The organism is Pseudofrankia coriaricola (genome assembly GCF_001854805.1).
Classification (GTDB): domain Bacteria; phylum Actinomycetota; class Actinomycetes; order Frankiales; family Frankiaceae; genus Pseudofrankia.
This window is the reverse complement of the sequence record NZ_MBLO01000204.1, coordinates 36,051-49,746: the sequence shown is the minus strand read 5'-3', so window position 1 is coordinate 49,746 and position 13,696 is coordinate 36,051. Positions and strand designations below refer to the sequence as shown.

The window sequence follows — 13,696 nt, the reverse complement described above, 5'->3', positions numbered from 1 at the left end:
CTCAGGAGTCCCGCCAATCCGGTGACCACCGCGTATCACAGCGTTCTCTGTCGATCCCCATACAGGCCTCGGACGTGGCCGAACTTGGAAATTGGTGCCTTGTCCGGTGTTGGCTGATCGGTGGGGAAGGTGGATCGGTGGGGGAAAGCCCCGCCGACGTGGGATCATCGGCATCGGGTGGCGGGCGCCACGGGCCGACGGGAGGGTTCGGCCCGGTCTGGCCGTCGGACTGGTGCGTGGGCAGCGTCCGCGTTCGGGTCCGGCCGCGCCGCCGCCCGTGATGCCGGGGCAGCGGTTTAGGGAGGCCAGATGACGGTGGACGAGCAGCGCTCGCCCGAGACGCCGCGGGCGCCATCGGAGGAGAACCCCATCCGGGTGCTGATCGTCGACGATCATGCGCTGTTTCGCCGCGGGCTGGAGATGGTGCTCGCGCAGGAGCCGGATATCGAGGTCGTCGGCGAGGCCGCCGACGGCACCGAGGCGGTGACGATGGCCAGCGAGATGGCTCCGGACATCGTCCTGATGGATGTACGGATGCCGCGTCGAGGGGGCATCGACGCGACCAGCGTCATCAAGCAGGCGGTGCCCAGCGCGAAAATCGTCATGCTGACGATCAGCGACGAGGAGGCCGACCTCTACGACGCCATCAAGGCCGGCGCGATGGGCTACCTGCTCAAGGAGATCTCGATCGACGAGGTCGCGGCCGACATCCGCGCCGTGTACAACGGGCAGAGCCTGATCAGCCCGTCGATGGCCTCGAAGCTGCTCAGCGAGTTCGCCTCGATGATCAAGAACAAGGATGACCGGCCGCAGCTGCCCACCCCTCGCCTGACCGACCGGGAGATGGAGGTGCTCCGGCTCGTCGCGAAGGGTATGAACAACCGCGACATCGCCAAGCAGCTCTTCATCAGCGAGAACACGGTCAAGAACCACATCCGCAACATCCTGGAGAAGCTCCAGCTGCACTCACGGATGGAGGCCGTCGTCTACGCCGTCCGCGAGAAGCTCCTCGAGATCACCTAAGGCGCTCCCGTTGCCGGATGCTTCGCGCCCGCAACCGGGCGGCGCCGTCGGGCGCTGGGCGCCCTCCCCACGTGGTTCCGGGCCCTAGCGTATGGCGGTGGTCGGCCTGGTTCCGGGCCGGCGACTTGGCTGAGCTGACGCAGCGCCGATGCGCCGTCACCGCTGGTGGTTGCGCTTCGTTGTCAGGGCGGCAGGATGCCGGTCCAGTGGTCGGCCCTACCACCGCTGCGGCGCTGCGGGAGGGGCAGGGGCGCGGGGCCGACGGTAAATCCCGCCTTGACCGCCACGTGTCGGGGCGCTTCGTTGTCAGGGCAGTAGGACGCCCGTCCAGAAGTTGGCGATGACGCCGTCGCGGGGGTGCGGGAGCGACCGGGGGGCCGGGTCGATGGCGAATCCGGCCTTGACCGCCACGCGCCGGGACGCCTCGTTGCCCGTCAGCGCGATCCAACGGATTCTGGCCAGCTCCAGCGGCCCGAACCCCCAGCGGCAGAGCACCTCGACCGCGCTGGTCACGACCCCGCGCCCGCGAGCGGTGGCGGCGCACCAGTAGCCGACCTCGCCGTCGCCGCCCGGCGCCACCCCCGGGTGCCCGGCCGGGTCGCGCAGGTCCTGCAGCCCGACGGAGGCGAGCAGCTCCCCGCTGGTCGCGTCGACCACGGCGAACTGGGCCGCCGTGCCGGTGGCCCAGTTCGCCGGGGACCTGCCGTCGACGAAGCCGGTCGCGTCGTCGCGGTGGTACGGCGACGGGATCGTCGTCCAGCGCTGGATCTCCGGGTCCTGGCAGACGGCGAACACGGCGTCGGCGTCGCCCGGCCGCCACGGGCGCAGGTGCAGCGAGCCCGCGGTGATCTCGACCGGCTCGAGTGTGGACATGGCGTATTCCTCCGGACATGTACTCGGCTGCGGCGCGAGTGTGGGGCGGGGCGGGGCGGCGAGCCTGGCCATCGCATTAGCGCCGAACCGGGACCCGAACCGAGACCAGTCTTGTTCGCGTTCTGACCGGCGAGCGGCGGGGGCGGGCGAAGGCATCCGGCAGTCGGCGTGCCCCGGTGTCCTGTCACACACGCGCGGATGACCCGGCCTTGGCGCGTCGTGGGTTCCGATCGGACGGCCGGGAAGGGCTAGCATCGTGGTGTCGGCCCGCTCGTCGACATGCCAGCCGGAGGAGCCTCGCCCGTGGTACTAGATAAGATCCTGCGCGCCGGCGAAGGACGGATCCTGCGCAAGCTCCGCGACGACATGGAACTTGTGAACCGCATCGAGGACGACTTCGTTGGCCTCTCGGACGCCGAGCTGCGCGGCATGACCGACGAGTTCCGCCAGCGCCTCGCCGACGGCGAGGAGACGCTCGACTCGCTGCTGCCGGAGGCCTTCGCCGCGGTACGCGAAGCGGCCAAGCGCACGCTCGGCCAGCGGCACTTCGACGTGCAGATCATGGGCGGGGCGGCGCTGCACCGCGGCAACATCGCCGAGATGAAGACCGGTGAGGGAAAGACGCTGGTCTCGACGCTGCCGGCGTATCTGAACGCGCTCGCTGGCGAGGGCGTGCACGTGATCACGGTGAACGACTACCTGGCCCAGCGCGACGCCGAGAACATGGGCCGCGTCCACCGCTTCCTCGGCCTTTCGGTCGGCGTGATCCACCCGCAGATGCCGCCCTCGGCGCGTCGCGAGCAGTACGCCTGCGACATCACCTACGGCACGAACAACGAGTTCGGCTTCGACTACCTGCGCGACAACATGGCGTGGAGCGGCGAGGAGCTGGTCCAGCGCGGCCACAACTTCGCCATCATCGACGAGGCCGACTCGATCCTCATCGACGAGGCGCGTACCCCCCTCATCATCAGCGGCCCGGCCGACCAGCCGACCCGTTGGTACACGGAGTTCGCGCGGATCGCCCCGCTGCTCATCCGCGACGTCGACTACGAGGTCGAGGAGGGCAAGCGGACCGTCGCCATCACCGAGTCCGGGGTCGAGAAGGTCGAGGACCAGCTCGGCATCGAGAACCTCTACGAGTCGGTGAACACCCCGCTCGTCGGCTACCTGAACAACTCCCTGAAGGCCAAGGAGCTCTACAAGCTGGACAAGGACTACATCGTCACCGACGGTGAGGTCCTGATCGTCGACGAGTTCACCGGCCGTATCCTGCACGGCCGGCGCTACAGCGAGGGCATGCACCAGGCGATCGAGGCCAAGGAGAAGGTCGAGATCAAGCAGGAGAACCAGACCCTCGCGACGATCACGCTGCAGAACTACTTCCGGCTCTACGAGAAGCTGTCCGGGATGACCGGTACGGCCATGACCGAGGCCGCCGAGTTCCACCAGACCTACAAGCTGGGTGTGGTGCCGATCCCGACGAACAAGCCGATGATCCGGGACGACCAGGCTGATGTCGTCTACAAGACCGAGGTCGCGAAGTTCGCCTCCGTCGTCGACGACATCGTCGCCCGGCACAAGAAGGGCCAGCCGGTCCTCGTCGGCACCACCAGCGTCGAGAAGTCCGAGTACCTGTCCCGGCAGCTCACCAAAGAGGGCGTGAAGCACGAGGTGCTCAACGCCAAGCACCACGAGCGTGAGGCGCTGATCATCGCGGAGGCCGGCCGGCGTGGCGCCGTCACGGTCGCCACGAACATGGCCGGCCGAGGTACGGACATCATGCTGGGCGGCAACCCCGAGTTCATCGCCCAGGCGGAGCTGCGTTCCCGCGGGCTGTCGCCGCTCGAGACGCCCGAGGACTACGAGGCCGCCTGGCCGGAGGCCCTGGAGAAGGCCAGGTCGTCGGTCGCCACCGAGCACGACGAGGTCCGCGAGCTCGGCGGGCTGTACGTGCTCGGCACGGAGCGACACGAGTCCCGCCGGATCGACAACCAGCTGCGCGGGCGCGCCGGGCGCCAGGGTGACAGCGGCGAGTCCCGGTTCTACCTCTCCCTCGGCGACGACCTGATGCGGCTGTTCAACGCGTCCACGGTCGAAGGGATCATGGACCGGCTCCAGATCCCCGAGGACGTGCCGATCGAGTCGAAGATCGTCACCCGTGCGATCCGGTCGGCCCAGACGCAGGTCGAGGGCCAGAACTTCGAGATCCGCAAGAACGTCCTGAAGTACGACGAGGTGATGAACAAGCAGCGCACCGTTATCTACGAGGAGCGCCGCAAGGTTCTCGAGGGCGCCGACCTGCACGAGCAGGTCCGCCACTTCGTCGACGACACGATCGCCGGCTACGTGCAGGGCGCCACCGCCGACGGCTTCGCGGAGGAGTGGGACCTCGACACGCTGTGGACCGGCCTCGGCCAGCTCTACCCGGTCGGCGTCGAGGCCCCGGCGTCCGACGACCGCGACGGCCTGAGCACGGACATGCTCCTCGAGGACATCCAGACCGACGCGCAGGATGCTTACGACCGGCGGGAGGCCGAGCTCGGCGCCGGCCCCGACGAAGAGCCGGTGATGCGTGAGCTCGAGCGGCGGGTTGTGCTCGCCGTGCTCGACAAGAAGTGGCGCGAGCATCTCTACGAGATGGACTACCTGCAGGAGGGCATCGGCCTGCGGGCGATGGGGCAGCGTGACCCGCTGGTGGAGTACCAGCGCGAGGGCTACTCGATGTTCCAGACCATGATGGAAGGGATCAAGGAGGAGTCCGTCCGGCTGCTGTTCAACGTCGAGGTCCAGGTCGCGGGCCGCGACGAGGGGCCGGGCGGCCAGCAACCAGCGGGGACCGCTCCCACGCTGGGCGCGCCGACGCCGCTGACCGCGGTGAACCGGCCGGCCGCGGAGCGCGAGGTGCCGCCGGCCGCGCAGACGGCCCCGCTGGCACGGGGTGGTTCGCGTGCCGCCCGCAGGGCGCAGGGGGCCCAGGCTCCGGCCCCTCCGGCCCCTCCGGCCCCTCCGGCCACGCCCACTCCGCCGGTGCCCGCGGCTCCCACGCCTCCGCCGGTGTTCGTCAAGGGTCTGGAACCTCGCCGGCCGAGCGGGGGCCTGCAGTACTCGGCGCCGTCGGTCGACGGCGGCCCGGAGCCGGTGGCGTCCTACGGGCGCGATGGGGCTGGCGGGGGCGCGGCGGCTGGCGGCCTGGGCGGCCAGCCGAAGGGCACCGCCCGCAACGCGCCGTGCCCGTGCGGATCTGGCCGCAAGTACAAGCGCTGCCACGGCGACCCGGCCCGCCGAGGCTAGCGGGCCGTCTCGCCCAGATCGGCTGACCGCCCCCCCGCGGGCGGTCAGCCGATCTGGAGGCTGGTCACCTGCCAGCGGCCTCCCGCCGACTCCATCCGCAGCGCGAGGGCGGCTACCCGGTCGCCGCGGTTGACGACCGCCACGATCTCGGCGACGCCTGGCCGCGGCTCGCCGATCCGGATGCTGCGGACGGAGCCGCGGCCCGGGTAACGGCCGCCGAGCTTCTCCAGCGCGGCCTGCAGCCGCGGGGTAGCCCAGCCGGCCAGGTGCGAGACCGGCCGCACGCCGGAGAGCACCTCGACGATCGCCCGGACGACGATGGTCGCGGCCGGGGCTGGACTTTCCAGAAAACGGCTGTCACGGACCTGCGGCGGGATCCGGAGCGGCGCGTGGCGCGCCGCCGGGTGCGCCGTCACGTTCGGCCGCCCGGAGACGGTGCGCAGCGAGACGTCGTCCGTCGCTCGGGAATGACCACGGGAGCCCGTGGCGGCCGGAGACGGCGGCGGCGGAAGCCGGACGTCGCCGGGCCCACGGTGGGCGGCGGCGCCGTGCCGCGCGCCTCGCCCGTGGGAGGAGCCGGCGGTGCCGGGGCCGCGTCGCCCGCCGGTCTGGAGGGTGCGCCGGCCGGCATGGGCCCGCGGCGCCTCACCATCACCCGCGCACCGCGGCTTGTCCGCGCCGGCACCTCGCGGCTTCTCGTCCCGGGTGTCCCGTGCGGCGTCGCCGTCGCCGTCGCCGGTGTTTCGCGCCGCGTTTTCCCGGACGCTTCGCGCCTCGTCGTGTCGGGCGCTTTGCGCCTCGTCGTCATAGGGCGGCTCGGTCATGAACGCCGGGTGCCCGCGCAACGCCGCGGGCGAGGGCGGCTCGGGTACGTCGGGCTGCCTCGCGTGAGCGTTGGGAAGAGTCATATGCGCGCCTCCGGGAGCAGGCCGGTGTGGGCGGGGTCAGGGCCCGGAGGGCGGCTGTAGCCGCTGGCCGGGAAGGAGCAGGTTCGGGTCTGGACCGATCACGTCCCGGTTGGCTGCCCACCACTGTGGCCATTCGGCCGCGATCTGGGCTTCGGTCGCGCCCGGGCCGAGGTGGCGGGCGGCGATCGTCCACAGGGAGTCGCCGCGGTGGACGACCACCTCCGTCCGCGAGCCGTCGTCGGACGGCCCGCCGATCCCGCGAGGCGCCGAACCCCCCAGCGGATCGAGGCCCGGCGAGGGCGAGCTCGAGGGGGAGGGCGACGAAAGTGGCGGCGACAGGTCCGGCCAGCCGGAGGCGGGCATCGCGGCCGGCCGGAGGACGGACGCGGGTGGCTCGCTCGTGGGCATCGTCGGCGTCCAGGGCGTCGGGCTGGCGGACGGCGTCGGCGAGGCCGCTGGCGTCCACGTCGGGTCGGCTGTCTGAGCCGGCGCGGACGGGAGCGTCGTGGGGGAGGACGAAGGAGCCGCCGACGTGCTGGCGGAAGGCGACGGGGCGCCGGGGGCAGGGGCGCCCGTCTCGGGAGTGGCTGAGGGCGAGGCGCCTTGGTCTCTGGGAGTGAGCACGACGATCGGGGTGCCTTCGGGCAGCCCGGCCCGCGGCCCGGCCCCGTCCGGGGAGGCCGATGCCGGGGCGGTGGGCGACACGGAAGGCTGGTCGGAGGCATCCGGCGCGCTGGTAGACGGGCTGGGGGTGAGCGATGCCGCCGGCCCCGGGGTTCCTGCCGGATCGGCTGACGGCGTCGGGTTGGTCGGGGTGGCCGGCGCCGCTGGGGCGGTGGTGACCGGCGCCGGGACGGCCGGCGCCTGCGCGACCGGTGTGGTGGGGGCTGGTGCGGCGGGTGCTGGCGGTGGTGCGGCTGGCGGTGGTGCTGGTGCGGCTGGCGTGGTGGGGGCCGGCGCCGCCGGCTGGGTCGTCGGGGGCCGCGTGGTGGGCGCGGGTGGGTTTCGGGCGGGTGGACTCGGCGCCTGGCTCGCGGGCGCGGGCGCCGAGCCGCTCGGCGGGGAGAGGTCGGGCCAGTTCGTGCCCGACGTCGAGGTGGTGACCGGGGGCGAGAGATCCGGCCACGAGCCGGATGTCCCGCTCCCGGACGAGGCCGGTCCCTGGGCGATGGGCGGGGAGAGATCAGGCCACACCTGGGTCTGGGCGGCCGTCGGCGAGTCGTGGGGCACGCTCGCCGACGCGGGCGTCGCGGCGATCAGTCCGCTGGCGCTGCTCGCGACGATCGTCAGGCCGAGGCTGACCTCGAGCAGGCGGTGCATCGTGCGCGGCAGCATCCAGCGTGACAGCTGCCCGGCGCCACGCCCGGCCGCCCCGGGCAGCGCCGCGAGCGAACCGATGACGACGCCCAGGCACAGCCACAGCAGGCAGGCCCAGGCGGCCGCGGCCACCGCCGTGACCAAAGCCTGCTCCGGCGCGTCGGAGAACCAGCGCGGAACGTCGGCGAGGCTCGCCGGCAGGTCGGCGAGGCCCGGGCCGGCGACGATCAGGACCGCGGCGACGCTGCCCGCCAACGCGATCGGGAAGACGGCCCGCACCACGCGCCGGATCGATCTCATCGCGCCTCACTTCGCGCTGTGGGCCGTCGCGCGGCCGCCCTGTGGGCAGCGAACACGGTGGGCTCGTCTCGGATGATTCGGGGGGGCGTCCCCCCGAAATGGCACGCACCTGCCTGCCCGCCGTCCACGGCGCCGCCTCGGGAGAGGCGGTCTCCGCGGGGGCGGGTCACCGGGAGATCACCCAGGGCGGTGCGCAAGCTGCTTCGTCGAAGCCGGTTCCGTCGGAGTCGCCTGTAATGGGACCCCGTTCGCTGCGACCCCCTTCTGGATGGCCTCGACGATGCGGAATACTTCGTTTGCTTCTGTTTGCCTGTGTAACCCTCTGGCGGCAAAGTGTCAATCCTGGTTGTCTGACCTGGTACGGGTCGACGGCCCTCGGCCCGCGCTGGTTCGTGTGGTGGCCGGCGGGCACGTCCGTCCGTCGGGTGGCCGGCTGCCTGGGGCGACGTCGCCGGTCCGTATTGTCGGGACGGCCAAGGGGGGTGTCAGGTTGCGTTGGGAGGCGCTGTTCGCGGATCTTGAGGCGCAATGGGAGGCGGCCGAGGCCGCCGACCTCTCCGCCGAGATCGCGGACCGGAGCCGTCGGGAGATCGGCTACCTGAGACTCGTCGATCGGCTGCGCCCGGCTGTCGGGCATCGGCTGCGCTTCGACATCATCGGCCAGTCAGGCCCGGAGCGAGGCGTGATCGCCGGTCGGCTGCTCGCACTGGGGGCGGACTGGCTGCTCGCCGAGGACGTCGCCGGGGGTGAGGCCCTGGTCCCGTTCCGGTCCCTGCTGGCGGTGCGCGGGCTGCGCGGCGCGGCGGCGCACCCGGGGCACGAGGGCCGGGTCGGTGCCAGCCTCGACCTGCGGCACGTGCTGCGCGGAGTCGCCAGGGACCGGTCCAGCTGTCTGGTCGTGCTGGCCGACGGCCGGACGGTCAGCGGAACGATCGACCGGGTGGGCGTCGACTTCGTCGACCTCGCCGAGCACGCTCCCGGCGAGTTCCGCCGGCCGCGCGCCGTCGAGGCCTGCACCGTTCCGCTGGCCGTGATCGTCCTGCTCCGCAGGACCTGAACACTGGCGCCCCGGTGCGAGGCCGTTCTGGCGAGCAACGCACGCAACCCAGCCCTAGCACGTGACGGCGCATCAGCGCGGCGCCCACCCGGCCACCTCACCGAGCCGAACCCAGCCCTACCACCGCCATATACCTGTTGCCGGAACCACGCAGGGAGCAGGGTCCCTGCCGGATCGGCGGAGCTTGCGTAGCCGATCTGGGAGGTTAGGCTCAGCGCCCGACAGACACCCCATGGGCTCGGATGTCCAGCCCAGCCACAGCTGGTGACGGCGCATTGGCGCAATACCCACCCAGCCACCTCGTCAGCCCGGTCCCAGCTCTACCACCGCCATATGCCAGGGCCCGGAACCACGGGGCGAGCGCGCCCAGCGCCTCGCCCCGACAGGCGGTGCCCGGCGGCGGGCGCGGAGCGTCCGGTCGCGGGATGTCTCAGTCCTCCGGCACCGGCTCGTGGCGGGCCAGCGGGTTGGCCAGGACGAATGCCCGCGTCTGCTCGTAGGCGCGCTGGATGTATGCCTCCAGCTCGGTGCGCTCCACCCGCCACTGGCCGCGCCCGCCGATCTTGATGGCCGGCAGCTCGCCGCTACGGACCAGCGCGTAGGTCTGCGACGCCGAGATGTTGAGAATCTCCGCGACGTCGCTGAGCTGCAGGAACCGTTCGTTCATCGAGCTGCCCTCCATCCCTCCGCCGCCCGTCCGGCAGCCGTCCGGCTCGCCGCCCGCGCGGCCCTCGTCGCGACCACGCGTGCCTCAGGCCCACCTCGGCGGCCCGGGGCCGGGGCCGGGCGCACCCTCGCCGGGGCCGCGGCCTCCCGGCCGCTCCGCCGGGCGGCAGCCGCGTGGGCGTATCGGTGCGTCCGACTGCGCTGGTGCGGCGAACGGTTCCGTGAAGGCCGGCCGGTGCCTATGACGTGTGTACCAGTTTCTCGCGCCAGGATGCGCCCGGATGCCTTCGGTTGTGGATAACTGACCTCGATCGCGCTCGGTCGTACCGCGACGGCGGACAGGCGACGACGGTTCGCGCCTGTTTGCATACTTTCCGTGATTAATTCGCCGGGGCTCGGCCGCATTGACGAGCACGATGTACGAACTGCTGGTCCAAGGACATCGTGTCGGCCTTCTGAAGCGTCCAACTCGTTGTCCGGTGGGAGATCCCCACAGGTGCCACGACGTGGTCTATAGGCGCGTACGCTGTGCAACGTCGTATTTCCGTGCGCGTCGCCTCCCGAGCGCATAGCGCGACGGTCCGACCATGACCTGCCCGGTCGCCTCGTCGACCGGGCCGGGACCCCGTCGTGGGAACCGCCGCCACCCCAGGGTGCACGCCCGCGGGTGACCGAGCACGATGAGGAGATCACCGGTGACCGACCTGGCGCCCGCGTTCGGCCCAGGGTCCCTGCCGGATGGGCGAGGCTCATCCGGCAGGTCGGCGGACCCGATCATCCCGCCATCGCCGCCGGCCCGCCGGCTCGGCCGCCGCGGCTGGCGTGACACCCGGCTGCTGTTCGGCGTGCTGCTCGTGCTGGTGTCCGTGGTGATAGGCGCCCGGCTGTTCGCCACGGCCGACCGGACGGCCGCCTGGGTGGCCGCCAAGACGAACCTGCCCGCCGGTCACGTCGTCACCGCGGCGGACCTCGTCACCGTGCGCGCCCAGCTCGACGATGACACGGCGGCCCGTTACTACCCGGGACGGCGGTCGAATGAGGTCATCGGCGGCACGCTCGCCCGCCCGGTCGGCAAGGGCGAGCTCCTCAGCGGCGGCGACTTCGCCGGCCCGGACGCCGGGGCGACCCGGATCGTGCCCGTGGTGGTCAAGGCTGGCCGGGTTCCTCCCCTGACCCCCGGTGACCACGTCGACGTGTACGTCTACCAGCCGGCGGGCGCCGTCGACGAGACCGACACTTCCAGCGGATCCGGCACCTCCGACGGAGCCACCAGCCCCAGCGATGTGGGTACCCCGGCGGCCGGCGGCGCCGGCGCCGAGGTCCTGGTCCTGCACGACGTCGAGTTCCTCGGCGAGCAGCGGATCGCGACCGGCGACCGGTCACTGACGCTGCGGGTGCCCGTGGACGCGGCAATCCGGGCGGTCGCGGCATCGCAGAGCGAGCGTGTCGACGTCGTGAAGCTGGAGCGTGACGGCCGCGGTCAGGTGGGCGACACCGGGCCGACGGCGGCCCAGGGGTACGGCCGGTGAGCCTGCCGATCCTGACCGCCGTCACGGACTCGGTCGTCGAGGCGGGGCTGGTCTCGGCCTTCGACCGCCACGACCTCGGCGTCACCGTCGTCCGCCGCTGTGTCGACCTGCCGGACCTGATCGCCGCCGCGACGACGGGCGCGGCGCGGGCCGCGCTGCTGTCGGCCGACCTGCGCCGTCTCGACCGGGAGTCGCTCGCCCGGCTCGCGCAGGCGGGCGTGGCCGTGGTCGGCCTGATCTCGCCCGGCGACGAGGCGGGTGACCGGCGGCTGCGCCAGCTCGGCGTCGTCGCCGTGATCGCGACCGACGCGACCGCCCAGACGGTGGCCGCCGCCGTCGTGGAAGCCGCCAAGGCCCTGACCACCCGCCCAGCCATCGGCCCGGTATCGATCAACCACGGTTTCAGCGACCCGGTCGTGGGCTACGGCGCCATGCCGCCGTCCGCCCTCGGTGAGGCGGGCGAGCTCGACGACGAGCGTGCCGGGGCGCCGGTCGCTCAGGGGCGGATCATCGCCGTCTGGGGCCCGACCGGCGCCCCCGGCAGGACGACGATCGCGCTGAGCCTCGCCGCGGAGCTCGCCGACCTCGGCTCGTCCACTCTGCTCATCGACGCGGACTCCTACGGCGGATCCATCGGCCAGCTCGTCGGCCTGCTCGAGGAGGCTCCCGGCATCGCCGCCGCGGCGCGGGCCGCCAACCAGGGCACGCTCGACGTGCCGCGGCTCGCCGTGCTGTGCCGCGATCTCGGCGGCGGCCTGCGGGTGCTGCCGGGCATCGCCAGGCCGTCGCGCTGGCCGGAGCTGCGGCCGTCCGCGCTGGAGAACGTGCTGGACCTGTCCCGGCGGCTCGCGCAGTTCGTCATCGTCGACTGCGGGTTCTGCCTGGAGGCCGACGAGGAGCTGAGCTTCGACACCTCGGCGCCGCGACGCAACGGGGCCACGCTCACGGTGCTCGCCGAGGCCGACACGGTCGTGGCGGTGACGTCGGCCGAGCCCGTCGGCCTGGTCCGGTTCGTCCGCGGGCTCGCGGACCTACGCGAGCTGGTTCCCGGCGTCGAGCCGCTCGTCGTCGTCAACCGGCTGCGCGCCTCGGTGGCCGGCGGCGATCCCCGCCGCGAGATCGCCAGGGCACTCAACCGGCACACCGGCGCCCAGCCCATCGCCCTGATCCCCTACGACCTGGCGTCGTTCGACGCGGCGCAGGCGGCCGGCCAGCTGTTGCGCGACATCGCCCCCGCGTCGCCCGCGCGGGCGGCGATCCGCGATCTCGCGACCCGCCTGACCGGCCGGACGCCCCGCGGCCAGCGCCGCCGCCTGCCCGCCCGCCGCTGAAGGCCGCGGCCAGGCGTCAAGGCCGGAGCCAGGCGTCCGCTCACTGGTGCGCCTCTCCGAGGCGCGCCCTGCGCGGACGGCCGCGCGCTCGTCTCAGCCGGCGAGACCGGGCTCCTCGCGGACCGTGAGTCCGGGCTCCTCGCGGACGGCCGGGCGCCGTACCGGCCCGGTGCGGCGGGACGGGGCGGTCTCGAGGCGCGCCGCGCCGGCGACGGTGGGCGCGGTCGCCGGCACCGTCGGCCTCCTCGGCTTGGTCGGCCTCGTCGGGCCGAGTGTCACCGCGGCCGCGTCTTCCGGCACGGTCACCCCGCCGGCCGCCCGGTCGGCGAAAACGGCGGCACAGGTGCGCAGCGCGGTCTCGAACACCTCGGCCCGCCGGGTGACGTCCATGACGTTGCCGCCCATCACCTCGAGGTCCTCCCGGCCGGGAGACAGCGCGTACACACTGGTGCCGGTCGCGTCGGCCAGCACGATCTCCCTGGCGAGCCGGCGGGTGGCGGCGCGGCGCAACTGGCGTTCGGCGATGGCGACGGGGTGCCGCGGCCGGTCGTAGTCGAACGCGCATGCCGGCGCCAGCACCAGGATCTCGTCGAGCCCCGCGTCCATGCACAGGTCAAGCGACGTCGGTGAGCGGGTTCCGCCGTCGACGAAGCGTCGCCCGCCGATCGTGACGGGGGCGTACCAGCCGGGGATGGCGCAGGACGCCATCACGGCCTGGGGGGTCGTGACCTTGGGCGCGCCGTTCGCGCCGAACAGCACGCGCGCGCCGGTGTCGAAGTCCATCGCCACGACCCGCAGCCGTCGCGGCCAGCTGGTGGCGCTCGCCGCGTGCTGCGCGGCGGCGCTCGCGACCAGGTCGCCGACCGCGGCGATCGTGCCGCGCCCCTGTGGCAGAAGCGCGGCGAGCGCCACCATCGGCGTCGTCCGGCGGGGGTGCAGCACCGCGCTGGTCAGCAGCCGCGGGGATCCCATCCGCATTCGGGGCGGCGGCGGCAACGACGCCCCGAGATCCCGGTAGTCCAGGATGGGCGCGCCCGGCTCGTACAGCCCTCGCTCGGAGTCAGCCATGGCGTCGACTCCCACGCCGAGGCTGAGGAGCGCCGCGACCACCGAACCGGCCGACGTGCCCACGATGAGGTCAAAGGACCGGGCATCATCGCCGGTCTGGGCCTGGTACGCCCGTAGGGCACCAATCATCCAGGCAGAGCCGAGTACCCCACCAGCGCCGAGGACCAACCCTCGGCGTGGGGCTCGTTTGCGTGGCATCGTCACCACCTCCCAGCGCGGCGACCGAAGCCCGCGCGACCGGCCTCGCGGCTGCCGACGGCCTATGGCCGTTGGCGGGGCGCCCGTGGCGCGGCATTTCCGCGGCGGTCTGGCGACGGCTCGCGACGGCCC

General features: G+C 73.0%; 10 protein-coding genes. 5 read left to right on the top strand and 5 right to left on the bottom strand.

All coding sequences use genetic code 11. From position 1 onward, the window contains the following. Window positions 1–309 precede the first annotated feature (309 nt). The gene (locus BCD48_RS22350; protein ID WP_071050342.1) at window positions 310–1,023 is read left to right on the top strand and encodes a response regulator; all 714 of its coding nucleotides are present in this window, start codon (window positions 310–312) and stop codon (window positions 1,021–1,023) included. Window positions 1,024–1,329: 306 nt separating this feature from the next. On the opposite strand, the gene BCD48_RS22345 is transcribed toward BCD48_RS22350, so the two are convergent. Continuing rightward, on the bottom strand, window positions 1,330–1,896 hold the full coding sequence (locus tag BCD48_RS22345) for a GNAT family N-acetyltransferase (RefSeq protein WP_071050341.1): 567 nt from the start codon (window positions 1,894–1,896) through the stop codon (window positions 1,330–1,332). A gap of 303 nt (window positions 1,897–2,199) precedes the next feature. On the opposite strand from BCD48_RS22345, the gene secA reads away from it, so the two are divergent. Continuing rightward, on the top strand, window positions 2,200–5,190 hold the full coding sequence (gene secA, locus BCD48_RS22340; protein WP_071050340.1) for a preprotein translocase subunit SecA: 2,991 nt from the start codon (window positions 2,200–2,202) through the stop codon (window positions 5,188–5,190). A 44-nt stretch (window positions 5,191–5,234) separates the two neighbouring features. Here the strand turns inward: secA and BCD48_RS22335 are convergent, their stop codons facing one another. Further along, window positions 5,235–6,098: an Rv3235 family protein gene (locus tag BCD48_RS22335; RefSeq protein ID WP_071050339.1), complete on the bottom strand. Its 864-nt coding sequence runs from the start codon at window positions 6,096–6,098 to the stop codon at window positions 5,235–5,237. A 36-nt stretch (window positions 6,099–6,134) separates the two neighbouring features. After that, window positions 6,135–7,715 carry a LysM peptidoglycan-binding domain-containing protein gene (locus BCD48_RS50790; RefSeq protein ID WP_131804089.1) on the bottom strand — a complete coding sequence of 527 codons (1,581 nt, stop codon included), beginning with the start codon at window positions 7,713–7,715 and terminating at the stop codon, window positions 6,135–6,137. Between the two features lie 346 nt (window positions 7,716–8,061). Here BCD48_RS50790 and BCD48_RS22320 point away from each other — a divergent pair, with 346 nt between their 5' ends. Continuing rightward, on the top strand, window positions 8,062–8,772 hold the full coding sequence (locus BCD48_RS22320; RefSeq protein ID WP_491677164.1) for a hypothetical protein: 711 nt from the start codon (window positions 8,062–8,064) through the stop codon (window positions 8,770–8,772). Between the two features lie 430 nt (window positions 8,773–9,202). Here the strand turns inward: BCD48_RS22320 and BCD48_RS22315 are convergent, their stop codons facing one another. Further along, window positions 9,203–9,439, bottom strand: a complete 237-nt coding sequence (locus BCD48_RS22315; protein WP_071050365.1) for a helix-turn-helix domain-containing protein — start codon at window positions 9,437–9,439, stop codon at window positions 9,203–9,205. Window positions 9,440–10,133: 694 nt separating this feature from the next. Between BCD48_RS22315 and BCD48_RS22310 the strand changes: the two genes are divergently transcribed. Then, a complete protein-coding gene (locus tag BCD48_RS22310; RefSeq protein ID WP_083419031.1) occupies window positions 10,134–10,967 on the top strand; it encodes an SAF domain-containing protein in 834 nt (277 codons plus the stop codon). Next, window positions 10,964–12,298, top strand: coding sequence for a CpaE/TadZ family protein (locus BCD48_RS22305; RefSeq protein WP_071050336.1), 1,335 nt, complete (start codon window positions 10,964–10,966; stop codon window positions 12,296–12,298). Before BCD48_RS22310 ends, BCD48_RS22305 begins: the two co-directional genes overlap by 4 nt. Window positions 12,299–12,391: 93 nt before the next feature. Here BCD48_RS22305 and BCD48_RS22300 read toward each other — a convergent pair whose 3' ends face one another. After that, on the bottom strand, window positions 12,392–13,564 hold the full coding sequence (locus BCD48_RS22300) for a patatin-like phospholipase family protein (RefSeq protein WP_071050363.1): 1,173 nt from the start codon (window positions 13,562–13,564) through the stop codon (window positions 12,392–12,394). Between the last annotated feature and the right edge of the window lie 132 nt (window positions 13,565–13,696).

Bases quoted from the DNA above. Each gene is read 5' to 3' on its own strand.
- BCD48_RS22345 (WP_071050341.1), bottom strand. From the start codon at position 1,896: ATGTCCACACTCGAGCCGGTCGAGATCACCGCGGGCTCGCTGCACCTG.
- BCD48_RS22315 (WP_071050365.1), bottom strand. From the start codon at position 9,439: ATGAACGAACGGTTCCTGCAGCTCAGCGACGTCGCGGAGATTCTCAAC.
- BCD48_RS22300 (WP_071050363.1), bottom strand. From the start codon at position 13,564: ATGCCACGCAAACGAGCCCCACGCCGAGGGTTGGTCCTCGGCGCTGGT.
- BCD48_RS22350 (WP_071050342.1), top strand. From the start codon at position 310: ATGACGGTGGACGAGCAGCGCTCGCCCGAGACGCCGCGGGCGCCATCG.
- BCD48_RS22335 (WP_071050339.1), bottom strand. From the start codon at position 6,098: ATGACTCTTCCCAACGCTCACGCGAGGCAGCCCGACGTACCCGAGCCG.
- BCD48_RS50790 (WP_131804089.1), bottom strand. From the start codon at position 7,715: ATGAGATCGATCCGGCGCGTGGTGCGGGCCGTCTTCCCGATCGCGTTG.